Genomic DNA, 25,335 nt, shown 5'->3' with positions numbered 1-25,335 from the left:
GACGCGACAAGACACGCCGCAGTTGGATGGGCTTCGCCCATCTTGCTGCCACCATGATCAACTTGCGTACCACTGAGTTCGGTCACAGACCCTAGTTCTATCCCGAGCTCACGGAACGCCGGGCGGAAGTCCACGCGCGCGTCAGCCTCCAGCACGGCCACCAGCACAGCGTCGGGAACGCCGAAGAACCTGCTGTAAGCGAACAGCTGGCCAATGGCGGAGTAGTGGTGCGCTGGTGAGTTGCCTTTCTTGAGCTCGAACAGGACCTCGACGGGCTTCTGTATGAGCAGGTCACACTCCAGTCCGTCCTCCTGCGTCTGAGGCTTGGCATCGAAGCCCATCTCGCGCAGCCGCACGCGCAGGGCGTTCCGAACTGCCTCCTCCACCCAGGTCTTCCACCCTTCCTCTCGGGGCGGCACACGGCTCGGCTTCCTGTCAGTCGGCGGGGGTTCGTCGTCCCCAGAAATGGGGCTGGCGTCCTCGCGCAGCCGATGGCAGTACTCAGCGAAGCCGACCAGCGCATCCCTACAGGCAGAGTCTTCTAGGCAGGCGATTGGGTACCAGCGCGCGACTTTCTCATTTATGAAGAGCGGCACCCGCTCGAAACCTTGCTCCTCAAAATAGTCTGCGCGGAGGCGTTTCAGCCGGGCTGTGGCACTCGTCGAGATGGTCAGCATGCCCTTGTGGAGCAGCCAGACCCTGCCGTCTTCGTCGCTCCGGGCGAAGACACCTGCTGCGTTGCCGTCGGCCTCATCTTGGCGCATCCGAAAGTTCACGACGCTGTCCTCGCCGATGATCAACTGAGGGACAGGATCGTCGTTGAAGGCCGACGTGATGCCGAACGAGACGCCGGTGTCCCCCAGCGGCCATCGCTGCTCCCGGATCCCGGCCTCGTCCGGCGGACAACCCAGAGCAACGCACAGCCGCCTCAGCAGCGGCTCAACCTCTTTCCCATCGACGGCTCGCAGCATCTGACCTCAGCTTTCCACGACAACCAAATGTAGTTTTATTTCACAAAGCAAAGCAACCGAAGCTGCCTTGCTTAAGCAGGGGCTCGCCGGATGGCTTGCCATGTCTGAAGGCCGATACTGGGAGCAGGAGAAACCACTCCACCTGATGGAGGTTCGGCCGCTAGGGCAGCCCCGGTCCACGTTTGCCGAAGCCGCGGCCAAGTTCGAGGAGGAACGGGTCCGAAAGCTACGCTCGCTGGACGGATGATCCGTTTCGGGTTGTGCACCACCCCCGCCTCCTGGTATAGCTGCATCATCGAAAGGACCACCGCACATGGACGCTTCTCTCCGGATATAGCCCTGCGCCCCGCCTCATCGCGAGCCGCAACCCGGAGCCGTCCATGTCCTCCTTTCCGTTCTCCCCTCTCCGAATAGGGCGCTGAAGAGCGCAGTCCGCGTCGCCTGACGCGGGCGAGTTGTCTTGCGGCCGCCGTGCCGCTCGACAGCCTGCCCGCGATCGGCGCCGCGCGCCTGCCCCCCCTCAGCCAACCCTGCGCCTTCGGTCCACCCGGACCGGGGAACGCCCTCGCATGCCTGCATTCCACAGCCCGAGAGGAGAGAGCATGTCCCCCAAGCCGACCCCTGACTTCGCCGCCATCAAGGCTGCCGTCCTCGACGCCATGACCCGCGGCGGCATCCTCATGGTGCCTCCCCGCATCCGCGTGAACTTCCGCCGCACGGTGCGCGACAGCCTCGCCGCCGCCCAGCACCTCGGCACCATGACCTACGAGGAGATCGACGCCTCCGGCCTCCTCGGCGAGGGCGTCATGGACATCCAGCTCCACCAGTGGCCCGCCCACGACGTCACCTACGTGCTCGCGGACGGCCCGACCGTGAACCTCGTCTGGCTGCACGCGGTGGCCCCGGCCATGGGCCAGCTCCACGTGTTCGGGTTCAGCGAAACCCGCCGCAAGTGGACCGTCCTGCCCCCCTTCATCGTCGCACCGGGCCGCCTGCCGCGCCCGACGGTCCGCCTCAGCACGGAGCACATCCGGAGCTTGGAGCAGGCGATCAACGCCTCGGCCTGCGCGATGGACGGCCTCGTGCTGCTGCTGTCCCGCCCGACCGCCCAAGCAGCCTGACCAACCTGCGTTGGCCGCCTCCAGGCGGCCGATTCCCCCTCACGCCACCAACGCACAGGAGAGCAACCATGTTCGGATTCGGTGCGGGCCGCCTTGCCCCCAACGACCAGACCTTCAAGCGTGCGAGCCAGAGCGCCCGGCACGGGCGCCTGAGGAACGTCCCTCACCTCAGCACGTGGAAGGTGCCTCCCCACTACTTCGAGATGCTGCGCTCCCTGCCCCGCACGGAGATCGTCGGGGCGGCCGAGATGCGGGCCGCGGCGCCCATGCTTCCGGGGCCGGACCTCCACGTCGGTGGGCTTCTGCTGCCTGCCGAGGCGTTCGTCTTCGAGGCCGCTCCCCTCGACCCGGACTTCGCAACCACGCACATCGTCGAGGTTCGGCGGCACGGTACCGGCGGCGCCGCCTCCCTCAGGGCGACCGTGCTCTCCAAGGTTCGGGACTGGAATCTTTGGACCCTGACGGTGCCGGGGGTCTGCACCACCCTCTCCGACTTTGAGGTGAGCCCGCTTGCCGAAGCGAACCTCGCGGACGAGGGTGGCCTCGGCGGGCTGAAGCACGCCTACTTCTGCGCCGCCGCCGGGCTGCTCGCCATCGACGCTCGCCAGCGCGGGTTGGTGGGCGCCAGCAGCCGCTGACGACCTGCACGGCGGCGGAGCAACAGGCCGCCGTGCCTCGGGTCACCTCGCAAAGCGAGCGACCTGACGTGTTCCCCGACCGGCACCCAGCACGGCCGATCCCTTCCATCCACCACCAACAAACAGGAGAACCAGCATGTTTGGTTTCGGCGCGGGCCGCATCGGCCCCGAGGACAGCACCCTCTCGAAGCTGGAGCGCGCGTCGCAGCGCGTCCGCATCCGCAGCCTGCCCACCCTCATGCCCGTGTGCCTGGGCAGCAGCTACCTCGCCCGCATCAAGGCTCTGCCCCGCGCGGAGATCGTCACCTCCGCTGAGCTCCGGGCCATCGTCGCGGCCACCCCGCTGCCGACCGCCCATGCCTGTGACCTCGTGCTTCCGGCCAACGAGTTCCTCTTCGAGATGGGGCCCATGGAATTGGACTTCGTGTCGAGGCGCGTGGTTCACGTCCGTCGGAAGGGCGAAGGGGCGGAGGCGAAGCTGACGGTCCTCGTCTACTCGCAGACCGCAATCGCGGACTGGCTCGTCAGCGGCCCGGGCACGATGGTGACGCTCAGCGAGTGCGAGTCCGACCCGGCCCACATCCGTGTCTCGTCCCCGATCGGCTTCGACGGACTGCGGCACGACATGGCATGCGCCTCGTTCGGCCTTGCCGTGCTCGACACCCGCCAGCGGGAGATGTTCGGCGCCACCCGCCACTGAACCGTACCGCGACGGCCTGATGCCGAGCCGCCGCAGTTCTCCCGTGCAAGCGCGCAAATTCGCTCCTATTCCGGGAAACCAATGTCGCAAGAACGCTCCGATTCGCGGCTCGGCCGGACGCTCCGTCAGGCCCGCCACGATGCCCGCCTGACGCAGGGCGCCCTGGCCGCCGCCGCGGGTTGCAGCGCGCGCAGCGTCTGGCAGGCGGAGCGAGGCCAGGGCCACGCCGCCGTCTACCTCCGCCTGCTGGACACCCTCGGGATGGAACTGGCGGGCCGCTCCCTGCCGCCCGGCACCGATCCCGGCGCCCGCCTGAAGGTGCTCCGGCAACGGCTCGGCGCTTCGGCCCGCGAGGTCGCTGCAAAGGCGAACGTCAGCCCGAACACGCTGGCCGCGATGGAGAGGGGCGACCTCGGGCACCTTGCCGCCCTGGAGCGGGTCGCGGAGGTCCTCGGCGCCGGGCTGGTACTCGCCCGCACCGGGCACCCTCAGTCCTTCTACGCAGGCGCCGCGCTCTCGTCGACCTACGAGGCATGGGCGACCCCGCTCGACCTGCTGGAGCGCCTCTACAAGGCTCTGGGCAGCGGGTTCGACCTCGACCCCTGCTCCCCAGGAGCGCTGCGGTCCCGCGTCCGAGCCGCCCGGCACCTGACCGAGGCAGACGACGGGCTGGCCCACCCCTGGCACGGCCGGGTCTTCATGAACCCGCCTTACGGACGCGGCATCGGCGCCTGGACGGCCAAGGCCCGGACGGAAGCCGAGACAGGAAGGGCGGAGTTCGTCATCGGGCTGATCCCCGCGCGGACGGACACCCGGTGGTGGCATGCCGACGTGGTGGGCCACGCGGCCGCGTGGCTCCTGCGCGGCAGGCTGTCGTTTGGGGACGGCTCAACCCCGGCGCCGTTCCCCAGCGCCCTGGTCCTCTGGGCCGGTGCACCGGCGACGGCGACCACGCTGTGCCAGGTATTCCCAGATGCCCAGTATATCGCCCCAGGCGTCGGCCTCTCGGCAGCGGGGTTCCCCACTGCTGCGTGAGCGGGCCGGCCAAGGGCGACTTGACCGTTGACGAGGGCAATCGCCGTTCTCTACACGTTCCACCCCATGAGCGCCCACCTTGACCAGACCGTCGTCCTGGTCGCGCCCCGAAAGGGGCGCCTCGCCGCGCTCGTCCAGGTCACCCGCATAGCCTGACCGCGGTCGCCGGGATCACCCGGCGCTCCTTCGGTCATCGCTCCGCCATGGCCCCTGCCGGGCGGAAACCCTCATGTGCGGGTTCATCCCATGAGCAACGATTCCAACAACGCCAGCCAGCCCAGGTGCCGTTCCACGCACCGCCGCCTCGCCCGAAAGAGTCCGTCCCTTCCCCCCGACCTCGCCGAGGAGGTGGCCGCGGTGATGGTGCACCGGCTGCTGGCCGACCGCCCCGGCCTCGCGGCGGAGGCCAAGGTGCCGGGCAGCGTCACCATCGTCGCCGTCGCGGCCAAGGAGTGGGTCATGCACATCCGGCGGGCGTGGGTCGGCGCCCTGTTCCCCGGCGAGGAGCCGGAGGTCATCAGCACCTGGCCCCTTGCGACGGAGACGGATGAGGGGGAGGAGCAGAAGCCGCCTGAGCCACGCTGGTACGGCTTCGCCCGCGACGACGCGACGCGGAGGACCGACCCGTACTTCTCGGCGGACAGCCTTATCACCGCCTTCCAGTCTGGCCAGCCCGTGTTCGGATGGAGCCAGGATCCCGAGGCGCTGCTCCCCGGCGAGCTGCTGCGGATGGCCGATCGGGTGGTCCAGGTGCCCCCGCCGTCCCCGGCGGCCCTGGCGGAGGCCGTGGCCTCCATGGCTGGCGCACTGCCCACCGAGGACATCCCGGAGGCGGTCGCCCGCGCGGCCATGCCGCACCATCTGCTGATGGCCTGGCAACCAGGAGCCTCGGCCGACGAGGTGCTGCACCGCTTGGTCCGCATCGTCGGCACCGCCGCTCTCGCCGCCGATCCCCGCGAGCGCCTGGAATCCTTGCTCGGGATGGACGAGGCACGCGACTGGGGCCTCGCCGTCGCGCGCGACCTGCCGGAGTACCGAGCGGGCCGCCTCGCTTGGGCCGACATCGACAAGGCTGTCCTGCTGGCGGGCCCGCCCGGGACGGGGAAGACCTCCTTCGCCCGACGCATGGCCAATACCTGCGACGTCCCGCTTGTCATCAGCTCGCCCCAGGAATGGCAGGGCGACCGCGACGGCCACCTCGGCCACGCGCTGGGCGCCATGCAGCGGACCTTCCGAGAGGCACGCGCCTCGGCACCGTGCATCCTCTTCCTCGACGAGATCGACAGCATGGGCGACCGGGCGCGCTATGACGAGCGCCACCGGGATTACAGCACCGCCTACCTGAACGGGCTGCTCGAGCAACTCGACGGGTTGCATGGCCGCGAGGGCGTCATCGTCGTCGCGGCCTGCAACCACCCCGACCGCCTCGACCCAGCCTTGACGCGATCCGGGCGGCTGGACCGCGTGCTGCACGTCCCCCTCCCGGACGACCAGGCGCTCGCGGGCATCCTCCGGCAACGGCTGAGGGACGAGATCCCGGGCGCCGATCTCATGCGGGTCGTCCGCCTCGCCGTCGGCGCCACGGGGGCGGACGTGGAGAGGTGGGTCCGGTCGGCCCGGCGGCGTGCGCGGCACGCCGGGCGCCCCTTGGTGCTGGAGGATCTGCTGGCCGAGGTCCGGCCCAAGGTGGGCGACATGCCGACAGACATCCGCCGCCGGGCCGCGGTCCACGAGGCGGGCCATGCCCTGGTCGGGTGGCTGGAGATGCCGGGCAGCCTCGTTCGGGTGTCCCTTGCGGGCGGGCCGGACGCCGGCGGCTTCGCTGAAAACCTGCACGAGCCGGTGCTCACCCGCGAGGCGGTGGGGCGTCACCTGCGGCGCCTATTCGCGGGCCGCGCCGCCGAGCAGGTCATCCTGGGCGATGTCTCCTCCGGGGCGGGAGGGTCGGAGCGCAGCGACCTCGCCCGGGCGACCATGCTGGCTGTCAGCGCGCTCACCTCGTGGGGTTTCTCATCGGCGCCCGCCGACCAGCATCTGCTCTGGCACGGGCAGCCCGGACCGTCGGACATGCGCCTCATCCTGCCGCACCAGCCAAGCCTGGCGCGGGAGGTCGGCGCGCTGCTGGCCGACGCCTACGAGGGCGCCCGCGCTCTGATCGAGGCCCACCGTCCCGCGCTCCAGCGCATCGCCCAGGCGCTGCTGGAGCGGGAGGTGCTCGTCGCGGAGGAGATCGCGCACCTCGTGGAGCAGCCTCGGTCGTTGGAGGAGGCGCCGGAACGCGACGCGCCTCGGCGAATGCGGTGAGGCCGCCGCGGACCAGCTTGTGCACGCAACGATTCTGGAGTAGGTATGTTGACATGAAAATCGGACTGCGCATTGCCGTCACGGCCGCGCAGCCCGCCTCTGAGGCGGGCCGCCTCTCCTTGTCCTCCCGCCGCATATAGCAGTCCGCGCAAGGCTGCTGTCGGCCCGCCCCGTCCGGGGAGGGTCGGTTTGTCGCGTCCGGAGGTTCGGGAGAGGCTGATGTCCCTCGTCGTCAACATGCTGCTGGTGGGCCGAATAGCGAGAGGCTGCTGACCTCCGCTGTCGCGGCGCCTTGCGTCGCGGCCCCCAGCACATCCAGACGAGGGCTCCCGAATGCCTTCTGAGTTCACCGGCGCCTGGCAGGCGCGCGGGCACGTCGCCGCGCGCGTCAGGCCGCTCGATTCCATCGACCTGGGCATCATCGCCCGCCACTCCGCCAAGCGGACGAACGGCGTCATCGCCAGCCTGAAGAACGGTACCCCAATGCGGTGGCGGCGCCTTGCGGAGCGCGACCTCATGCTCCTGCTCGAGGTCGACGCCGATGTCGTCGGCTACCATTCGCTCCCCGAGCGGGTGGAGTACGTCCTGGACGGCAAGCCGCGCCGCCACGTGCCCGCGGTGGGGGTTCACACCGATCACGGCCCGCTTGTGATGGATGTCTTCCCCGACACGGGCGAGCACGCCCCGTGGTACCGCGTGCTGGCAGAGGTCGTGCGGGCCATCTACGCCCGCCGGGGCGTCCGCTACGCGGTGCTGACCCCCGCCGAGGTGCGGCTGGAGCCTCGCTTCGGCAACGCGCTCCACGTCCTCGACCACCGGGCGCTCCGGCCAGGCCAGGGCGACCAGCTGCGGGTCGTCGAGGCGCTGACGCGCCGGGGCGGGTCCGCGACCGTGGCCGAACTCCGCGGGATGCTCGGGGACGGGGCGGAGGCCGTGTTCCCGATGGCGCTCCGCCGCGCCCTGAGCCTCGACCTGTCGGCACCGGAGCCCTCGCGCATCCGGGCCTTCCTGCGCGCGGGAGGGCTGACCTGATGCCGAGCGCCGACGACGGCGTGCCGCCGATCAACATCCCGGACAGGCAACTCGCCCTCTGGGACGGACGGCTGATGACCTACCGGGGCCGCACCGGAGGCAGGCGCCAGTTCCACACCTTCGTGGACGAGGAGGACGTCCCGGTCACGATGACCGACCGCCACTTCCTCGATGAGCAGATGGCCGGCCGCATCCGCCTGGTGACTGCCGAGGAGGTGGAGCGCAGGCAGAAGGGGCTGGGGCCCTCCGGCCTTGAGCTGGCGTCCCCGGATGACCTGAAGGAGGTGGAGCGCCGGCTCCGCTACGTCCGGGCCTGGGAGCGTGCCGGGCGGCCGCCCCGGACCCCTGATGGCGTCGGCGGGATCATCGCGGACGTGGCGGCCACGCCGCCCGTGGACGCCGAGCCGCCCTCGGCCCGCACCCTCGCGCGCTGGGTTGCCGACTGGCTGCTCGGCGGCGAGCGGCCTGAGGGCCTGCTGCCCGGCGTGGGCGGCTACCGCGGGGACCGCCTGTGCGACGAGGCCCGGAACCTCCTGCGGGACACGGTGGAGAAGGAGTACCTCCTGGACACCCGCCCGACCGCGACCGAGGTGTGGCGCAAGGTCAGGCAGGCGTTCGAGGACCGGAACGCCCCGCTGCCGAGCCAGGACCACCTCGCGGCGCCCGTGTTCGGCACGGTGCTGGCCGAAATCCGGAAGGTCGACCAGTTCACGCTGGACTTCTGCCGGGAGGGGCCGCGCACCGCCTCCCACCGCTTCCGGCCCAAGACCAGCGGCCCCGTCGCGGAGCGGCACAACGACGTGTGGGAGATGGACCACACGGCGGTCGATGCCGTCGTGCTGGACCCCGAAACCCGACTGCCGATCGGGAGGGCGACCCTGACGTCCATCCTCGACAGGGCCACCCGGGCGGCGATGGGCATGCGCATGGGCTTCGAGCCTCCGTCTGCGTCCTCGGCCCTGGAATGCGTGGAAGTGGGCGTTCTGCCAAAGGACGCGCTCCTCGCAGGCATTCCCGACCTCAAGCAGCCCTGGCCTTGCATGGGCCTGCCGCGCGTCCTCGTCACCGACCAGGGCAAGGAATTCAAGTCGAAGTCCTTCCTGGACGCGTGCCTCGGGCTCGGCATCGATGTGCAGTACACCCCGGTCCTGAAGGCTTGGTACAAGGGCCGCATCGAGCGCTTCTTCCGCACGCTCACGACTTCCGTCTTCCAGAGGGTTCCGGGGACCACCTTCTCGGACTTCTTCAAGCTGAACGGCGAGGTCGTGCCGGAGAAGGTGGCCGTCACCACCCTGACCGAGCTCCGCGCCTACGCCCTGCACTTCCTCGTCGGCATCTACATGCGCCGGCCGCACCGCGCGCTCGGCGGCCGCTCGCCACTGGACCTCTGGAACGAGAGCGTCGCCCGGCACGGCGTCCGCCCCCTGCCGCCCCTGGAGCACATCCGCGCCCAGACGGCCCACGTCGCGTGGCGCAAGCCCCAGCACTACGGCATCGAGTACGAGGGACTGCTCTACAACGGGGCCGAGGTGGCCAACTACCGCGTCCGGCAGGGGCGGGCGCCCAGCGTCAAGATCCGGGTGGACCGCCGCGACCTCACCCGCATCCAGTTCATCGACCCCGCCGACGGCGAGCCGCGCGAGGTGCCGATCGTCCCGTCCATGCGGGCGCTGGTGGCGGGGGTTTCCCTCCAGAAGCACAAGCTCGCCCGCGCCCTCCAGCGGAACAACTTCAACCGGCTGGCCGGGGACGAGGGCCTGAAGCGGGCCTACCGCATCCTCGACGCGGCCATGGACGCCAAGCGCACCGGGGACGGCCTCCGGAACCGGACCCGGGCGGCCCGCTACTGGGAGAGCCTGACCCGGCCGCCGGAGCCCGAGGACCCGCCCGCCTTCGACCCGGTCCGCAGCACCCGCTCCATCATCGACGAGGTAATGGACGGCGAGGCTCCCGCGGTCGCCGACGCCGCCCACGAGCACGGCGACGAGGAGGAGGGGGAGACGGGCGGCGAAGAGGGCGGCGATGTCACGCCTCCCACTCCCCCGGGCGGGGCAGCCGAGTACGCGCGGGCGCCGGAGCAGCCCCGTCCCGCGCGCAAGCCCAAGGGCAGGCGGGAGGGCAAGGCGCCCCGCCTGACGAAGGAGGACCAGGAGGACCTCGACGAGCTGGTTAAGGGCCTCGGCCTCCGCATGAGCAGCAGCAAGGGGGACGAGTGATGGGCCGTTCGAGCCGTCGGCGCCGCGCGAACGCGCTCAGCGCCGTCTTCGTGGAGACCCGCCGCGTGAGGCGGGCCTTCGAACGTGTCGACGACCTGCTGGAGTGCGGGTGGGAGGACACGTTCTGCCGAGCGCTCCTCCTGCTCGGCAACAGCCGGGCGGGCAAGACGCAGATCGTGACCCACTACGTCCGGCTCCGGGTCGAGGAGCAACCCGACCCGGCGCTGCGCCCGCGCATCGTCGCCGTGGAGGTCCCCGCCGGGTGCACCTTGAAGAGCTTCGCGGTGGAGCTCCTGGCGGCCCTGAACGATCCCGACCCGCACCACGGTTCCCAGGCAGAGCTGACCGCCCGCATCGCCCAGGCGGTCGAAGAGCAGGAGGTGGACCTCGTTGTCATCGACGAGGTGCAGCGGCTGATCGACGCCGACACCGACAAGGTGAAGCGGGACGTGGCGAACTGGCTCACGGGCCTGCTGAACAAGCGCCTGTGCCCATTGCTCCTGGTCGGCGAGCGGAAGGCGGAGCGCGTCTTCCAGGGCAACATGCACCTGGAAGGTCGGACGCTCGGGGAGGTGGTCGTCACCCCATACGACTGGAACGACCCGGAGGACCGGACCGAGTTCCGGGCCGTGCTCCACATGATTGACGCCAAACCTCGGCCTCGCGGAGCGGTCCGGCTTCGGGTCGCTCGACACGGCCCTCCGGATCTACGCCTACGCCGAGGGGCTGCTTGGCCAGGCGGCGACCCTCATCGACCAGGCCCGCGCCATCGCGGTGCGCCGCGGGCGCCCATCCGTCACCCATGACCTGCTGGCCGAGGCCGTGGACGAGCTCCGGGTCGGCGGCGCCCGCGAGAGGGTGAATCCCTTCCGTGTGGAGGTCGTGGAGGATGCCGCCCCCGCCGTGGAGGAGGTCGAGCCGGAGCCTCGTCGCCGGCGTAGCCGTCCACGGAAGCATGAGCTCGCCGGGGAGGAGGTGGGCTGACATGACCTACCGCCTCCCCACCGCCGTGCCGCCCGAGCAAGGCGAGAGCCTGCCGGGCCTGATCATGCGCAACGCGGCCCGCTACCGCTTCCAGGAGCCGGGCCGGGTGCTCCGGCGCCTCAGGCCGCCGAAGGTCATCCTGGTGACCCTGTGCCAGACGGACCCGGCGGGCCCGTTGGGCGTCGTCATGCGGGATGTCCTCGGCCTCGACGAGGCGCAGTGGGCGCGGCTCGCCATGGGCACCGCGGACGACACGACCGTGCGGCTGAACGGCCACGTCGTCTGGCGTGAGCAGGCGCGGCTGGACAGCCGCACGGTCTGCCCGGCCTGCCTCGCGGACTCGCCGCACCACCGCGCGGTGTGGTTCCTTGACGCGCTGCCCGTCTGCGCCGTCCACGGCACCCGCCTGCTGTCGGCCTGCCCGGACTGCGGCCGCCAGCTCAAGTGGCGCGGCCCCGGGGTCCACTTGTGCGGCAGCAGGGCCTGCCGATACGACCTTCGGCGCGCGGAGGCCGAGCGGGTTCCTGACGGGGAACTCGGGGGCGTGCGGGCGGTGCACCGGCTGTTCCACTGCGACGCCCCCGCGACGGGGGCGCCGCTCGGCCTCGGTTTCGGCGACACGCTCCGGCTCTCCGTCACCCTCGGCCACCTCGCGCAAGGGATGGAGAAGGTGAACCGCCTCGCCGGGTTCGTCCGGAAGCATCAGGCCGAGGTCCACCGCTACGTGGACGACGGCTGGCGGGCGCTGGACGGCTGGCCCAACGGGTTCCACCGCTTCCTCGACGGGCTGAAGGCCCGCGCCCGGGAGAGGCGGGGCAAGGGCGGCCTGGCGAAGGCATTCGGCACCTTCTCGTCCAAGGTGTCGGCATGGAGCCGGGAACCTTGGGGGGCGCCGATCGGCGAGGCGTTCGCGGCCTATGCCGCCGCCCAGGACGACCTCGCGGTGAATGCCTACGTGCTCGGCCGCTACGGGTCGGTCGACGCGCTGCGCCACCGCCACATGTCCATGTCGGAGGCGGCCAAGACGCTGGGCGTCGGGCCGGAGACGATGCAGCGCCTGGCGGAGCGGCGGAACCTCTACATCCTGCCGCCCAACGGGTCCGGCATTCCGTCGCTGGTGAAGGCGGCCGAGATCCGCCGCCTCCGTGACGAGATGGCGGACCTCCTGCTGCCCGAGGAAGCGCGCCTCACGCTGAACGTGGGCCGTAAGGTCTTCGAGAAGCTGGAGGCGGCGGGGGTCGTGTCCCGCGTCGCCGAGGGGGAGCGGGTTCTGGAAATCAGGCCGTTCCGCCGCTCGGCGGTAGAGGGCCTCGTGGCGGCCTGCCGCGGAACGGCGCCCAAGGTCAGCGACGCGGAGGCCCGGCAACGGGGCCTCTGGACCATGGCGGCGACGACCGCGCCTGGCCGCGAGCCGCCTGACGTGTGCCGGGCCCTGGCCGATGGGCGCCTGCGTGCGGCCGCTTTGGTCGAGGGGCAGCGGGGGCTGAAGGGCATCCGACTCGACCCGGCGGAGGTGGAGCAGGTTCTGCCCGTGGCCCGCGTCACGCTGTCCGCCGTCGAGGTGGGCGAGATGCTCGGCGTCCACTACCAGCATGTCCTCCATTGGGCGCGGCGGGGGCTGATGGGCACCGTGCCGTCGGGAGGCCCGGACGAGGTCGGGATGCGGTTCTCGCGGGGCACCGTGGACGCCTTCCGGGCCGAGTTCATCCTGGGCGGCGAACTCGCCCGGATGGACGCCGAGGGCGGGCGGGCGAACGGCGCGCTGACCCGGCACCTGCGGTTCATGGGCGTGCCGATGGTGTCCGGTCCCGGCGCCGGGGACGGCGGCAAGCTGGCGGTGTTCCGGCGCGCGGACATCACGCCGGAAGTGCTCGCGCGCGTGGAGCAGGTGCGCCAGCGGCGGGCCATCCCCACCCGGGAACTCCGGCAGCGGGGCTGGGAGCGGGTGGCCCTGGCCGGGGATACGATCGGCAGGGTTTGGGGCGCCCGCCTGCGGCGGGTGAACAACCGCTTCACCGACGAGGCGACGGGGCGGGTGGTGCAGGTCGTATCGGGCCGGCGGCCCGACCTGACGGGCGTCTTCGTGTTCAACGTCCAGCGGGAGTCGCTGGACCTGCTGCGCCGGGCGGCCGACGCCTGGGTGGCCCTTGTCCCAAACCAGGGGGACACCTTCTTGCTGCTGCCTCTGGCGGAGGTGCGCTGGCGCGGAACGGGCACCGCCCACCACGTCACGGTCCGCTTCGACGGCCGGGGCCAGCCGACCGAGATGGAGCGATTCGCCGTGCCGCTCGTGCTGCCCGCAGCGGAGGCGGCGTGATGGCCCGCCGCGAGTTGGAGGAGGGGGAGCGGGTCGGCAGGTTCGTCGTCTTGCGCGACGTCGAGGGGCGGATGCACGCGGTGTCCGCCACCTCAATCGGCGCCATCTGCGAGGACGACGGGGGTGCCCTGCTGCTGCTGCCCGGCGGCCGGATGATCAGGGTGGAGCGGTCGTTCGAGGTGGTGCTGGGGTGGTTGGAGTTAGGAGGACGCTGAGGGCATTTCCGCAACGTCCGGTAGCACAAGCGCGGGTTACCGCAGACTGCCCAGCCGCTCGGATCTCAAGAATCGGGCTTCTTGCCAATGCCCAGGCGCGCGCGAATGCTCGCGTTGAGCGCTTTGACTTCCTCCTCGGCACGTTGCCGCTGCTGTTCAGCGGCTGCCCGTGCCTCGTTGAGCGTCACAAGGGCGGCCACCCTCCAGCGCGCGTCGACACCACGCCCTGGGGGGTGGTCGCTGAATGGGCCGTGGTTGTTGATCTCCAAGGCAACCACGTCATCGGGAAACTGCATGAGGAAGACGAGGACATCCGACTTCTGCCCACCGAGGTGCAGGTGCATCACCCCGTACTCCTTCAGGGCTCGGTCCTCGTCCTGCCCCTTGCCTTGCCGATAGAAGCCTGGCGGGAGTGGCCTGCCTTCCAGCACGCAACGCCTGAGAGTCTTGAGATCGGTGCTGAACCTAGATTCGAGCTTGTCGATGCCGACGTAATCCACGAAGCCCTTAACCAAGTGGAAGTCCTTGGGCTTGGCCTGGATCTCTTCCAGCTTGAGGAGCTTCAGGTGACGGTCGGCTCCCCCGCTCGCCGAAGGGGAGTTCAGCTTCGGGCGCTGGCCGCAACCCTGGCCAGGAATTCCTCGTCGCTCAGGTTGCTGACATTCTCTCCGCGCAGGCGCCGGGCATTTGCCATGCTCCTCGCAAGATGATTGTCCTCCTGCAGACCCTGAATGAACGGCCGCTGACGGGGTTCGTGCTTCCCTTGCCGCGCCTGGGAGGTCGCGGGGAGCACGTAGCCCAGGGTCCGGGTGGTGCGCGTCGCCATGAGGACTATATCGCTCAGGAGCACGAGAGTTGCAACGGTGGCCTGTGCCGTCGCTCACCTCGCCCCCATCATGTGCCCGGGAGCCGGGCACCTCCCCTGCGCCGCCCTCCACAGGAAATGGTCCTTTGGACCCAACCATTTATCCCCCCTGGCGGGCAGATGCCGCCCAGTCTTCCGACATCTGACCAAAGCCGCGACCCTCCGTGGCAAGGCTCACGCCTCACCGGTCGCTCCCTGTTCAGCGTGGCTCGTCCTGGGAATGAAACTATCAGGCTCGTGCGGAAGGCTCCAAACCGGATTAAGCAAATGTAATCTTTTGCGTCCTGAAGGAGCAGAAGGTTCTGCTGGCGAGGCTATGGCGCGGAACGTAACGGCCGTGGACTGGGAACACCTCGCTCTGAGATGGGAGCACAAACGAGTATGGGGCGACCGCGACGGAGAACTCCTGGCTAGTCCACCGTCGCCCCTCCTGCTCCTGCCGCCGTCACCCCGTGATGGCGTTTTTGAGCAGCGCCAGCTCGTGCAGCGGGTAGGGCAGCGAGGTGTAGCCGTCGAACTGGGCGTGCACGCCCCGCAGGCCGTTCACCCGCTGCACCACCGCCATCGGGTCGTCGCCCGGCTGGATGAAGAAGGCGCAGGTCTCGTCGATGGCCGCGAACTTGCGATCATCATCCTCGCGGGCGGCCGCCTTCCCAGCCTCAGGGTCGGGGTGGCGCGAGGTGGTGGCGATTGCCTTGCGGGCCTTGTTGCTCTGCGGCTTCTGCTTCAGGCCGAAGGCCGTGCGCGTGCTGCCGGGCCAGGCGAAGACGCCGGAGACCCACCCCGCGTCCTCGTCGTGGAAGTATGACGGCAGCTTGGCGTCGCCATGGGTGACGCGGGCGACGCGCACCCCGGGCAGGTCCGAGGGGAAGAGCGGCGTGTTGCCGCTGCCGACCTCCAGCCGGTCGAAGGCGAGCTTGCCGTTGGCCATGCTGCCGATCCACTGGCGCCCGCTCGCGGCGTCCACCAGCACGAGGCCGCCGCCCCGGTTCGAGATGTCCCGGAGCGCCTGCTGCCAGAAGGCGGAGAAGCGGGCCTGGTTGTCGGGCTTCCGGCCGCGGTCGAAGCGCGAGTGCCCGCCCGAGGTCATGGCGAGGTAGACCTCGGCGTAGGGCCGCCAGTCCGGCAGGCCGTCGGCGCCGGGCAGGGCCGCCCAGAGCACGCCGTCCCGGACGTGCGCGGCGAGCGGCACCGCCTGGCTCTGGACGCGCATGCCAGCCTGGAGCGAGGTGTTCACCTGCGCCACCGTCAGGGCCGCCAGATCCTGGGGCGTGCCGTCGCCCACGGGGACCACGCCGAGGCTGCGGAGCAGGTCGGAGAAGGCCGCGAAGAAGCGGTGCTCGACGTCGCCTTCGTCCTCGCCCGGCGTCGGCGCCGCCTTGACCAGGACGATCTGCGGCAGGACGCGCGCCCCGGCGAGCACCTGCTTGGCCAGCAGGAAGGGGTCGTCGTAGGAGTCCCTGAATTCCTCGGGGATCTCCAGCACGGCGCAGCAGGCCCCCGTCACCTCGCCGCGGCACTCCCGGACCCAGCGCTCCATGCGTCCGCGGGCCGCCTTGTTCCCGTCCGTCTGCCGCCTCGCGCGCTCGGCCCGCCACTGGGAGTCCGTCGGGAACTTTCGGCGGTCCTCGTCGGTCGGGTCCTCCCAGGGATGCAGACCCTCTGACAGCGGCCCGGCCGCGTGGGCGTGCAGGCGGACCTGCAGGCCATCGGCCCAGCGCATGGCGTCGCCGTCGCCATCCGGCTGGCCAAGCACCTCGACGACCGCCGCCCGCAGGTTCGCCGCCGCCGCGTCCCGGCGGCCGAACATGAAGAGGTCGAGCACCGGGGCAGCGTCGGCGGCGAGGCCGTTGACCTTGCGGAGCGCCCGGGCCAGCGCGGCGCGGCGCGCCGCGAAGTCGGCCTCGCTCGCGCCGGTGAAGGGCACCTCCGGCTTGGCACCACGCACGGTTCGGCGCTGGATCGGCGGCAGGCGCTCGAGGCCGAGCGGCTCGACGGCACGCCCGACGGCATCGGCGAGTGCCAGCCGATCCGGCATGGGCACCCCCGAGGCGCCCGGCAGGAACTTGTCGCCGTGCACGCTCCCGAGCCGGGGAAGGACCCAGATGCCGTCGCCGGAAACGTGCGGGGTGAGCCCACCCTCTGTCGGCAGGCCGTCGAGACCAGTCAAGCGCGACAGCACGCCGAAGACGTTCTCGTCCTCCCTGTGCTGCCACTTCCCGGTGAAGGTCCGCGCCGCCCCGGGGCCGCCGTCGGAGACGACCTTCAGCGGGAACGCGCCGTGCCGCTGCGGCCCGAGATGCTCCAGGTCGGGCACCTGCGGCAGGAAGACATCCAGGGAGCGGTGGACCCTGCCCTTGGTGCGGCTCCGGACCTCGCCCCAGTTCCTGACCGACATGTGGGCCAGCAGGTGGATGCCGTCGCGCTCGGGGAAGTTGGCGGTGCAGATCGTCACCACCTCCGTCCAGTAGCCGCCCCCGCGCCGGGGGGACTGGTTGGGCGGGAAGGCGACGAGCTCGACCCCCTCGAAGGCGCCCGTCGTGGGCACCGTCGGCACGAGGCGCTTGGTGTGGCCGGAGGCAAAGGTCACGCGGCGGCCCGCCAGCGCCCGCACCGCCTGCGCGGTCAGCGCGTCCCAGAGCTGGTTCTCGACGGGGGCGTCGCAGGCGAGCGCGCCACGGCCACGGAGGGCCGTCGGCACGTCCTCTACCGACCAGTTCGCGTCCCGCAGCGCCGCGTCCGCGACCTCGCCGCGCTGCTGCGGCGTGGTGCCGTCCTTGTAGACCGTGCCGAGCCAGGTCGAGAGCGCGAGGCGCAGACGGGCGCGGCGGTCAGCGTCGTTGGCGACGTGGCCGGTGAAGGTCATCTCCAGGCCCTGGCCCCGGCCGATGGTCACGAAGGCCACGTCGGGGACGAACAGGGAGACCACCTCGTGCAGCCCGCGCAGGACCGCCGTAGCGGGGGCGTCCTCGCGTTTAGTCTGCACCCGCGTCCAGTCCACCAGGGTGGAGTAGGACCGCCCATCCATGCGGAAGGTGGTGAGCGGGATGACGTCGCCGCGGCTGGCAAGCGCCCAGGCGGCGAGGTCGAGCGAATTCACCATGGTCATGCGCCGGTACCCCTCAAATCCCTCGTCCGTTCGAGCGCGCCGAGGAACGGCGCGTAGAGCCGTTGGGCGACCTCGCCCTCGTGGCGGTCGCGCATGGCGAACCGCAGCTCGTCCACGATCTGCACCAGCACGCTGGAGTCGCCCGTGTCGTCGCCGTCCCTGTCGAAGGAGCGTGGCGCGAACTGGCGGTCCATGAAGCCGACCATCACCGGGCAGCCGTTGCGGATGCCGCGCCCGATGGTCTGCCAGAGCGGCGTCAGCAGGTCCCACGCGAACTGCGCCTTGTGGTGCGGCGGCAACCCGGCGTAGCCGGACCTCCGGTCCAGCCCCTCGCGCACGATGGACGAGGCCGCGTGGCGCAGGCGGCGCATGCGCGCCGGGATGTCCTCGCCGTCCCCCTCGCGCGACAGGCCGCGCAGGTGCCGCTCCATGGCGTAGCGGTTCAGGCGCCCGATGACGGGTGCCATGTCGTCGGGCCTCGGGTGGGGCCTGTGGAGGAAGTAGATGGCCGACACGGCCGCCCGCCGGGCGTCGTTCAGGATGTTGTGGCCGCGGGAGATGACCTGGAGCGGGGCGACCAGGACGGACCGTTCGGGCAGGACGCCGAAGCGCTCGACCAGCGACCGCGGGAGCGGCTGCGCCAGGCGGGGCCCGGTCGCGCCCGCCACGTCCGGGTCGTCGCCGCTGTCCCGAACGAGGCACCGCACCGACCACTCGCGGCCAAGAACCTCCGCCAGGGCGTCGGCCACGAAGGCGGCGTCGGCGTAGGAGTTGGTGACCAGCAGGGCGCGGCGCCGATCGGCGATGTCGGCCGCGCCCCACGTGCGCTCCGCCTCCGCCCAGTGGTCCTCGATGAGGTTGGTGTCGCCCCGCTTGGTTCCGAGGCGGACCGCCATTGCCCTGAGGCTACGGCGGCGGCCAGTCTCGTCGAGGCCGGAGGCCCGCACCTGCTTGCCGCTGTCGTCCTGGCAGCCGACCAGCCGGAAGATGGAACGGCCCACGGCCTCGACCTCGGTCACGGGCTGGACCAGGACGCCCTTCACGGGAACCTGGACGTCGTAGACCGGGGAGGCCACCGAACGGCGTTCCCCTCCCGACAGCCGCCGGATCCGTCCGCCCGCCCAGCTCGTGCCGGACAGCATCAGCACGTGTGGCCCTGCCTGCCCCTCGGCTGCCAGCAGGTCGTGCAGGTGGACCACGAGGTGGCGTCCGACGCCGAGGTGGTTGACCAGGGTGAGCTTGCCGCCCTTGCGCTCGTCCGCCTTGCCGGACGGCGCCTCGTAGGACAGGCCGAAGGCGGCCCCGGCCGGGTTGGCGGGCAGCAGCGTCCGGTAGTGCCGGACCAAGTTGTTGGCCTGGCTGAGGAGCTGGGTGTCGTCGATGCCGAAGTCGCCGGCGACGGCGGGCTGCGCGCGGATGAGCCAGACGTAGCGCTGGAGGACGAGGTCGGTCACGACCGCGAGCAGAAGGGCCGCCGCGTTCTCGCGGCGGGACAGGGCGAGCCGCTGCACGCCCTTGGCCACTCCGCCGCGAACCCGGACGTCGAACACGCCGAGCGGGCCGTCGAGGTCGCCCTCCATCTGGTCGAGCGCGGCCTCGTAGTAGTCGTCGAGCACCACGCGCGCGGCCACGGCGGCGAGCGCGTCGGCGGCCGCGCGGAAGGCCGGGTCGGCGGGTCCGCCGGGCAGGTCGTCCGCCGCGTCGGCGTCGCCGCTCCTCGACATCCGGGTCAGCACGGCGGCCACCCGCGTGACATCCAGGAAGCCGTCGTCGCGGGCGGCCGCGGGGTCGCCGCCGCGCATCAGCACGCCCCGGCGCCAGAGCTCGTACAGGATGCTGCCGGCGGTGAAGGGGACCTCGCCGACGAGGCCCCCCAGGTTGGCCCCCTCGTTCTGGAGCACCGCGTAGAGGGTGCCGATCAAGCCGAAGAACTCGTGGAAGCGCTTCTGCCAGCGGGTGTTCACCTCGTGCCGGAACTGGGCGCCGCTGCGGAGCCGGAGAGCCTCCGACGAGCGGACGGCGATGGAGGGGGCGTAGACGGTCCTCTCGTCGCCCATCAGCGTTTCGCGCGGGGAGAAGATGCCGTCGAGGGTCTTCTGGAAGCCGTCCACCTCGTCCACGAGCACGACGTCGAAGCCGAACTGCATCAGCTCCGGCACCGTCATCAGGTCGCCGGACACCCAGCGGTCCGGGGTCATGTGGACGAACGCCGCGGGGGTCATCACCACGACCTGGGCGTCCACGGCGGTGCGCTGCTGCACCTGTGCCGGGCAGCGCGACCAGAGCGGGCAGGACCGCTTGGTGCGGCCCGGCAGCTCGTCGTCGTCCAGCGTGTCGTCGTCATCGCCCCCCGCGGGCTGGAGCCGATGGCAGGGCTTCTCCCGGAAGCTGGGGAACCACACGTCGGAACGACGCCCGCGCACCACCTTCGGCTCGGTCTGCATGCCGTCGAGCGGGCAGGCGACGCTGAAGTTCGCGGTCAGATCGCCCGCCGACGACACCAGGGTGCCGCCATCCGACAGGGACTGCTGCCAATGGATGGAGCCGAGGTGGCCCTCGCGGTTGTAGGGGCTCGACAGCACCGTCGCCGAAACCCCGTGCCGTTGGAGCCGGGCGACCATGGCCGCCGCCTGGATGGTGTCGGAGGCAAGGACCGCGACGCGGCGGCCGCCGCCGCCCTTCGTCAGGGCGAACAGGACGCCCCAGACGAGGCTCGACTTGCCCGAGGACAGCATGCCGACGAGGTGGTTGGCGCCGTTGAGGACGAGCGAGCCGTCGCGGAACACGGCACCCTCGGGATCGTGGAAGGCGACCTTGCGCAGGCGCTCGGCCAAGCCGAGCGGCGGCAGGCTGGACGGCCAGTCGTCCTCGGCCTCGGCCCGGTCAACGTCCTCGGCGACCCGCAGCATTCCCTCCATCGGCAGGACGACCGGCGGGTTGATGGTCCGCCCGGTGCTGCGGTGCTGGCGCGGTTCCGGCAGGGCCACCGGCAGCGGGGGCACCGTGTAGGAGAGGAGCGTGTCGCCATGGTTCGTGCGGACGTGGTACTCGCCCGGCTCGGCGGGGCGGACCTGGCGCGCGACCCACGGCACGGCGGAGCCGAGCGTCTCCGTCAGGCAGCGCAGCAGCCCCTCCGACGCGGTGAGGCGCCGACGGGGCATGCCCGCCACCGCGTCGTAGCACCGCACGGTCTGCGGCGCGGCGGCGTGCCGCTGGAGGGCATCCAGCCACGCGGCGTAGGAGGCGAAGCGGGAGCACAGGTGCCGGAGCGCCGCCAGTTCGCGGAGTGCCACCTCCCGATCCTCCAGCGTGTCGAGGACCGCGGGGTAGCCGAGCAGGGTGACGGGGACCGCGTCGGTCCGCTCGCCCGGAAGCCTCGTGGCGAGGAAGTGCAGGCAGAGGTCGACGAGGCCCACCGTCCGCAGGGTGCCCGCGGACAGGTCCTCGGCGGCGGGGTCGGCGGCGACCGCCGCGGCCCGGTGACGGTTCAGGAAGGTGCGCTCGCTTCTCATGCCCGCTCCTCCGCCTCGCGCAGGAGGGCGGAGACGGTCCGCAGCGCCACGGCGGGCTTGCCGTGCGACCTCCGCAGGTTCTCGAATCGCTCCCCGAAGCGCCGATCGGCCGCCACCACGTAGTCGGGCACCACGACAAAGCACTCGTGGGTCGCCTCGTATTCCTTGAAGCCCTCGAACCTCTTGGCGAGGCCAACCGGGGAAAGGTGGTCCTTCACGTCGACGGCGATGCGCCGCCCGCCGGGGGACACCGCCTCGACATCGACGCGGTCACGCCTCGGCCACAGGGCAACCTGCCACCCCAGCGACTCCAGCCCACGCGCCAGCGCCAGCTCGGCGACCCCGGGATGGCACCAGAAGGCCCGGAAGGCGCGCTTCAGGTGCAGGGTCTGGCGGGGCCTGAAGGGCTTCGTGCCGTGGCGCCCCTCGACGGCCGCCGTGATCGCGGCCGGATCGCGGCTCTCGGTGTGGTAGCCCTTGCGCGCGCGGCGCAGCAGCGTGCCGGACACCGTGCAGGTGCGGACGTGGTCGCCGAAGGCCAGCGATTCCGGCACCACGTCGTAGAAGCGGTGGACGAACCCGGTCCAGTCCTCAAGGTCGGTCAGCCCGGGCACGGCGGTCGCCGCCTCGGAGATGGTCGAGAGGACCGGCCGCGCGACCACGCAGCGGCGCCACTCGGTGTAGAACGCGTCACCGTCCCCCATCCGGGCGCAGGCGGCCCGCAGGGCGTCGTAGCCGTCGCGCTCGATCATCTCCTGCTCGGGGTCCCGGCCGCCCGCAGCGAGCTCACGGCATTCGGGGGTGACCTCGCCGTTCTCGACCAGCAGGACCTCGGCGAACACCTCGTCATGGTCCCACGCCATATCCCCCGCCCAAAGGCCGAGCGGCAGGGCGGCGAGTTCGGCGAGCGACCGCAGGTCGGTCGGCCAGGGCTGGCTGCGCTCCTCCGCCAGGTTCCGAGCTGCGCCCACGTCGAAGGTCCGCCGGACGGCCTGCGGATACGGCGTCCGGAGGAAGCCGTGGGTGTCGATCTCTCTCTGGACGGCAACCAGCGCCGACGCGGCGAGAACCACCATCCCGTGGTCGTCCAGCACCGGGCGGACAGGAGCCGCCAGGGACGTCAGTGCGGCCAGCACGTCGTCCGGGACCCCCGAGGGGTCGTCGAGGTAGCGGTAGAGCGTCGCCCGGGAGATGCCCAGGTCGGCCGCGCAGGCGGTTTTCCAGCGCCGCCCGTACCGGGGGCGGAACACGACCTCGCATTGCTCGGGGAAGGTCGCCATCACAAACTCGACATCCGTCTCATGTGCCCACTCTGTCTCAAGTGTATCACGTCGCGCAAGCGATTCTTGTGATCGGGGTCGCCACCCCAGTCGGCTGGAACTGCGGATGCCTCGGCAGGGCGGGCTGGCCATTCTAGGAAGGGGCCCTCGGACCGCTGGTCCTCGCATTGCCGCTGCCGTTGTTCACGGTAGGTGCGCTGTTGGGGGTTATGCCGCCTTGAGGGCGTCCGCCCTCCACCCCTCGAACACCGACAGGCTCAACGTGAGCGCTTATTTGTTGCCCATGGGCGGTGTCGCGGAGGTTCGGACGGCTGGAATAGTGCCCAGGCGGGGGCCGCTGCTTCCGCCGTCTCGCGCCGAGGCTGCCCGGTTCGCCATGGCGTCCATGGCTATCGCAGGGCAGGCGGCAAACGAGGATGTGGAACGCCTTTTGGCCGAGTGGGCCTGCGGCGAGACGACGAACGGCGAAGACATGCAGCGGGCCACGAGGCCGGAGCCCTGCGGCCGGTCGGCTAATGACAGGCTATGCTACACGAACATCGGCTGATGACAGGCTTTGCTCCACGCCGATGACAAGCGATGCTCCACAGGGGCACGGTAGGTCAGTAGGTTAGACTGTGGCCGATGTCAGGGATTGGTATTCCCTACACCGGCCGCGCCCCAGGTCCCGGCCGGCAAAGAGCTGTTAAACGGGTTACACTACAGGGAGGGTTCGCCCGGCCCTGTTCCCGTGCCGCGCGCCATCGAGGAGTTGCCCGTTGCAGCAATTGGTCCAGCAACGCCGGGTGACCACCCTGCCGCCGGTCCCGCTGGAGGTGCTGCGGCAGCAGGTCGGCATCATCCCGCAGCGCCCCGGCCTCGGCCATATGCTGCGGCTGACGGCGCTGAGCTGCGTCCTCATGCTGGTCCCCTTCATCGGCTGGGCGACCATGACCCGGATGGAGCAGGCCGTCGCAGCCGGCGGCCTGCTCGTCCCCGAGGGCCGGCGGAAGACAGTGAACCTGCTGGAACCCGGCATCCTGCGGCAGATGCTGGTGCAGGAGGGCTCCGTCGTGCAGGCGGGCCAGCCCTTGCTGCGCCTCGACGTGACGCAGGCCGAGGCCACCGCGATCCAGGCCCGTGCCGCCTACTGGAGCGGCCGCGCGCGCCTGGCCCGGCTCGCCGCCGAGCAGGCCGAGCAGCGCCAGTTCACCCTCCCGCCCGATCTTGAGGCGGAGGCGGCGGCCAATCCGGCCAGCGCCATCTTCCTGCAGGCCGAGCGGGCCTTCTTCGCCGCCCGCTGGGCCAATTTCGATGGCCAGACGGGCGTGCAGGAGCGCGCCATCACCCAGTTGCAGGAGCAGGTGGCGGGTGCCCGCGCCCAGCGCGAGGGTGCCGGTCGGCAGCTCATGGCGGTGCGGGAGCAGATCGCCGGCTACAACCAGCTGCTGACCCAGGGCTATGCCTCGCGCTTCACCGTGCTGAACCTGCAGCAGCAGGAGGCCGGCTTCGTCGCCACCATCGGCCAGGCCAACGCGCAGGAGGCGCAGCTGCGCGAGGGCATCATCCAGGCGCAGCGGCAGCTCGAGGGGCTGCGCCTGACACGGCTTTCCGAGATCGCCAACGACCTGCAGGCCACCGAAGCCACGACGGCTGCGGCGCTGCAGCAGCTCCGCTCCGCGCAGGACATCCTCACCCGGCGCGAGGTGCTGGCGCCGGAGGCGGGCAAGGTCACCAACATCCAGGCCTTCACGCCAGGCGCCAGCATCCAGGCCGGCCAGCCCATCCTCGACCTCGTGCCGCTGAACGACCGGCTGGTGGTCGAGGGGCAGATCTCGCCGGATGACCTCGAGCAGGTCTCCGTCGGCCAGCGGGTGAATATCCGGCTGACCCCCTACAAGATGCGCAGCGTGCCCATGCAGCATGGGCGCATCGTCACCGTCGGCTCGGATGCGATCACGCGGGAGGGCAGCCCCCCCTACATACTCGTGCGGGCCGAGATCGACTCCGACTCCCTCGCGCAGGTGCCCGAGGTGCAGCCGGTGGCCGGAATGCCGGCCGAACTCTACATCCTCGGCTCGCCGCGCACGCCGATCAGCCTCGTCCTGGCGCCGGTCCGCAACTTCATCCGCCACGCCTTCCGCGACTGAGCTCAGCCCGCCGGCGGCTCGCGGAAATCCGCCATGCGGGTGAAGTCATCCGCATCGGCGATGCGCCCCCGCATCTCCTCCCAGATCCGCGCCACCGCAGCGCTGAGCGGCAGATCGCAGCCGACCTCCGCCGCCAGGGCTGCGGCCAGGCCGACATCCTTCCGCATCAGCCCGGCCGAGAAGCCGCTGTCGAAGCTGCCGGGCAGCACCCAGCGCGGCACCATCGCCTCGCTCACCGCGCTGCGGCCGGTCGCCGCATTCACCACCGGCAGCACGGCCTCGGCCGGCAGCCCCGCCGCCTCGGCGAGGCGCAGCGCCTCCCCCGTCGTGATCAGATGCGCGGCGACCAGCATGTTGTTCACCAGCTTGGCGATGTTGCCGGCGCCCGAGGGCCCGACATGCACCACCTTGGCCGCCATCGCCTCGAGTACCGGTCCGGCAAGGGCGAGGTCGGCCTCACCGCCGCCGATCATCATGGTGAGCGTACCCGCCGCGGCGCCGGCGGGGCCGCCGCTCACCGGCGCATCCAGCAGGCCGTGCCCGGCCTCGGCCAGGCGGGCGGCGAGGCGGCGTGAGGTGCCAGGGTCGGAGGTGGAGGTATCGATCACCACCACCTTGCGGTCGCGCCGCTCCAGCAGCCCGCCGGGTGCGGTCACCACCGCCTCCACGTCGCGGGCATAGGGCAGCGAGAAGACCAGCGCATCGGCATCGGCCAGCAGCTCGGCGAGGCCGGCGCGGAAGCGGATGCCGGCGGCCTCGGCCACGCCCTGCCGCGCCGCGCTGATGTCATGGCCATCGACCGAGAAGCCGGAGCGCGCCAGCTGCGCCGCCATGCCAAGGCCCATATTGCCGAGCCCGACCACGCCGACCGTCCTGATTGCCATCCTCTGTCACCCCTCGAAGCGGG

The 25,335-nt window shown here is 71.2% G+C and carries 19 protein-coding genes; 12 read left to right on the top strand and 7 right to left on the bottom strand.

The features are described 5' to 3' along the window. Nucleotides 1-971, bottom strand: a 971-nt coding sequence (locus tag BLR02_RS24660) for a hypothetical protein (RefSeq protein WP_143018295.1), incomplete at its 3' end; no start/stop codon positions are given. Between the two features lie 602 nt (nucleotides 972-1,573). Here BLR02_RS24660 and BLR02_RS24655 point away from each other — a divergent pair. The 11 genes from BLR02_RS24655 (at nucleotide 1,574) to BLR02_RS24610 (ending at nucleotide 13,533) form a co-directional block, all read left to right on the top strand. After that, the gene (locus BLR02_RS24655) at nucleotides 1,574-2,092 is read left to right on the top strand and encodes a hypothetical protein (RefSeq protein ID WP_090665032.1); all 519 of its coding nucleotides are present in this window, start codon (nucleotides 1,574-1,576) and stop codon (nucleotides 2,090-2,092) included. A gap of 68 nt (nucleotides 2,093-2,160) precedes the next feature. Further along, nucleotides 2,161-2,730, top strand: a complete 570-nt coding sequence (locus tag BLR02_RS24650) for a hypothetical protein (RefSeq protein WP_090665031.1) — start codon at nucleotides 2,161-2,163, stop codon at nucleotides 2,728-2,730. A 136-nt stretch (nucleotides 2,731-2,866) separates the two neighbouring features. Beyond that, complete coding sequence (locus tag BLR02_RS24645) at nucleotides 2,867-3,430, top strand: hypothetical protein (RefSeq protein WP_090665030.1); 564 nt, start codon at nucleotides 2,867-2,869, stop codon at nucleotides 3,428-3,430. Nucleotides 3,431-3,511: 81 nt separating this feature from the next. Beyond that, complete coding sequence (locus BLR02_RS24640) at nucleotides 3,512-4,465, top strand: DNA N-6-adenine-methyltransferase (RefSeq protein WP_090665029.1); 954 nt, start codon at nucleotides 3,512-3,514, stop codon at nucleotides 4,463-4,465. Between the two features lie 246 nt (nucleotides 4,466-4,711). Then, the gene (locus tag BLR02_RS24635) at nucleotides 4,712-6,769 is read left to right on the top strand and encodes an AAA family ATPase (RefSeq protein WP_143018294.1); all 2,058 of its coding nucleotides are present in this window, start codon (nucleotides 4,712-4,714) and stop codon (nucleotides 6,767-6,769) included. A 333-nt stretch (nucleotides 6,770-7,102) separates the two neighbouring features. Continuing rightward, the gene (locus BLR02_RS24630; protein ID WP_090665027.1) at nucleotides 7,103-7,801 is read left to right on the top strand and encodes a hypothetical protein; all 699 of its coding nucleotides are present in this window, start codon (nucleotides 7,103-7,105) and stop codon (nucleotides 7,799-7,801) included. After that, the gene (locus BLR02_RS24625) at nucleotides 7,801-10,017 is read left to right on the top strand and encodes a Mu transposase C-terminal domain-containing protein (RefSeq protein ID WP_090665026.1); all 2,217 of its coding nucleotides are present in this window, start codon (nucleotides 7,801-7,803) and stop codon (nucleotides 10,015-10,017) included. The genes BLR02_RS24630 and BLR02_RS24625 overlap by 1 nt, the downstream gene beginning before the upstream one ends. Continuing rightward, a complete protein-coding gene (locus BLR02_RS24620) occupies nucleotides 10,017-10,823 on the top strand; it encodes an ATP-binding protein (RefSeq protein ID WP_090665025.1) in 807 nt (268 codons plus the stop codon). The genes BLR02_RS24625 and BLR02_RS24620 overlap by 1 nt, the downstream gene beginning before the upstream one ends. Nucleotides 10,824-10,839: 16 nt before the next feature. Then, nucleotides 10,840-11,001: a hypothetical protein gene (locus tag BLR02_RS29785; protein ID WP_176849803.1), complete on the top strand. Its 162-nt coding sequence runs from the start codon at nucleotides 10,840-10,842 to the stop codon at nucleotides 10,999-11,001. 1 nt (nucleotide 11,002) lies between these two features. Next, nucleotides 11,003-13,318, top strand: coding sequence for a TniQ family protein (locus BLR02_RS24615; protein WP_176849802.1), 2,316 nt, complete (start codon nucleotides 11,003-11,005; stop codon nucleotides 13,316-13,318). Continuing rightward, complete coding sequence (locus BLR02_RS24610) at nucleotides 13,318-13,533, top strand: hypothetical protein (protein WP_090665023.1); 216 nt, start codon at nucleotides 13,318-13,320, stop codon at nucleotides 13,531-13,533. Before BLR02_RS24615 ends, BLR02_RS24610 begins: the two co-directional genes overlap by 1 nt. Before the next feature lie 65 nt (nucleotides 13,534-13,598). Here the strand turns inward: BLR02_RS24610 and BLR02_RS24605 are convergent, their stop codons facing one another. The 5 genes from BLR02_RS24605 to BLR02_RS24585 all read right to left on the bottom strand — a co-directional run bounded on the left by BLR02_RS24605 (nucleotide 13,599) and on the right by BLR02_RS24585 (nucleotide 22,299). Next, nucleotides 13,599-14,048, bottom strand: coding sequence for a hypothetical protein (locus tag BLR02_RS24605; RefSeq protein WP_090665022.1), 450 nt, complete (start codon nucleotides 14,046-14,048; stop codon nucleotides 13,599-13,601). 86 nt (nucleotides 14,049-14,134) lie between these two features. Continuing rightward, on the bottom strand, nucleotides 14,135-14,359 hold the full coding sequence (locus tag BLR02_RS24600) for a hypothetical protein (RefSeq protein WP_143018293.1): 225 nt from the start codon (nucleotides 14,357-14,359) through the stop codon (nucleotides 14,135-14,137). Nucleotides 14,360-14,843: 484 nt separating this feature from the next. After that, nucleotides 14,844-17,507 (bottom strand): RNaseH domain-containing protein, encoded by a 2,664-nt coding sequence (locus BLR02_RS24595; RefSeq protein WP_090665020.1) that lies wholly within the window; start codon nucleotides 17,505-17,507, stop codon nucleotides 14,844-14,846. Next, nucleotides 17,504-21,019 carry a pPIWI_RE_Z domain-containing protein gene (locus BLR02_RS24590; RefSeq protein ID WP_176849801.1) on the bottom strand — a complete coding sequence of 1,172 codons (3,516 nt, stop codon included), beginning with the start codon at nucleotides 21,017-21,019 and terminating at the stop codon, nucleotides 17,504-17,506. Before BLR02_RS24590 ends, BLR02_RS24595 begins: the two co-directional genes overlap by 4 nt. Further along, nucleotides 21,016-22,299 carry a restriction endonuclease-related protein gene (locus tag BLR02_RS24585; protein ID WP_090665019.1) on the bottom strand — a complete coding sequence of 428 codons (1,284 nt, stop codon included), beginning with the start codon at nucleotides 22,297-22,299 and terminating at the stop codon, nucleotides 21,016-21,018. Before BLR02_RS24585 ends, BLR02_RS24590 begins: the two co-directional genes overlap by 4 nt. Before the next feature lie 758 nt (nucleotides 22,300-23,057). Here BLR02_RS24585 and BLR02_RS24580 point away from each other — a divergent pair. Next, nucleotides 23,058-24,428 (top strand): HlyD family type I secretion periplasmic adaptor subunit, encoded by a 1,371-nt coding sequence (locus BLR02_RS24580; protein ID WP_090665018.1) that lies wholly within the window; start codon nucleotides 23,058-23,060, stop codon nucleotides 24,426-24,428. Nucleotides 24,429-24,430: 2 nt separating this feature from the next. Here the strand turns inward: BLR02_RS24580 and BLR02_RS24575 are convergent, their stop codons facing one another. Further along, the gene (locus BLR02_RS24575; RefSeq protein ID WP_090665017.1) at nucleotides 24,431-25,312 is read right to left on the bottom strand and encodes an NAD(P)-dependent oxidoreductase; all 882 of its coding nucleotides are present in this window, start codon (nucleotides 25,310-25,312) and stop codon (nucleotides 24,431-24,433) included. Nucleotides 25,313-25,335 lie beyond the last annotated feature (23 nt).

It is taken from the genome of Belnapia rosea, from assembly GCF_900101615.1.
Lineage (GTDB): Bacteria > Pseudomonadota > Alphaproteobacteria > Acetobacterales > Acetobacteraceae > Belnapia > Belnapia rosea.
Note: the sequence above shows the minus strand (reverse complement) of the source record. Positions and strands in the feature narration are given on the sequence as shown.

Coding starts and splice junctions, on each gene's coding strand:
- BLR02_RS24655 (WP_090665032.1), top strand. CDS start 1,574: ATGTCCCCCAAGCCGACCCCTGACTTCGCCGCCATCAAGGCTGCCGTC.
- BLR02_RS24585 (WP_090665019.1), bottom strand. CDS start 22,299: ATGGCGACCTTCCCCGAGCAATGCGAGGTCGTGTTCCGCCCCCGGTAC.
- BLR02_RS24610 (WP_090665023.1), top strand. CDS start 13,318: ATGGCCCGCCGCGAGTTGGAGGAGGGGGAGCGGGTCGGCAGGTTCGTC.
- BLR02_RS24575 (WP_090665017.1), bottom strand. CDS start 25,312: ATGGCAATCAGGACGGTCGGCGTGGTCGGGCTCGGCAATATGGGCCTT.
- BLR02_RS24635 (WP_143018294.1), top strand. CDS start 4,712: ATGAGCAACGATTCCAACAACGCCAGCCAGCCCAGGTGCCGTTCCACG.
- BLR02_RS24595 (WP_090665020.1), bottom strand. CDS start 17,507: ATGACCATGGTGAATTCGCTCGACCTCGCCGCCTGGGCGCTTGCCAGC.
- BLR02_RS24650 (WP_090665031.1), top strand. CDS start 2,161: ATGTTCGGATTCGGTGCGGGCCGCCTTGCCCCCAACGACCAGACCTTC.
- BLR02_RS24630 (WP_090665027.1), top strand. CDS start 7,103: ATGCCTTCTGAGTTCACCGGCGCCTGGCAGGCGCGCGGGCACGTCGCC.
- BLR02_RS24590 (WP_176849801.1), bottom strand. CDS start 21,019: ATGAGAAGCGAGCGCACCTTCCTGAACCGTCACCGGGCCGCGGCGGTC.
- BLR02_RS24620 (WP_090665025.1), top strand. CDS start 10,017: ATGGGCCGTTCGAGCCGTCGGCGCCGCGCGAACGCGCTCAGCGCCGTC.
- BLR02_RS24640 (WP_090665029.1), top strand. CDS start 3,512: ATGTCGCAAGAACGCTCCGATTCGCGGCTCGGCCGGACGCTCCGTCAG.
- BLR02_RS24625 (WP_090665026.1), top strand. CDS start 7,801: ATGCCGAGCGCCGACGACGGCGTGCCGCCGATCAACATCCCGGACAGG.
- BLR02_RS24615 (WP_176849802.1), top strand. CDS start 11,003: ATGACCTACCGCCTCCCCACCGCCGTGCCGCCCGAGCAAGGCGAGAGC.
- BLR02_RS24600 (WP_143018293.1), bottom strand. CDS start 14,359: ATGGCGACGCGCACCACCCGGACCCTGGGCTACGTGCTCCCCGCGACC.
- BLR02_RS24645 (WP_090665030.1), top strand. CDS start 2,867: ATGTTTGGTTTCGGCGCGGGCCGCATCGGCCCCGAGGACAGCACCCTC.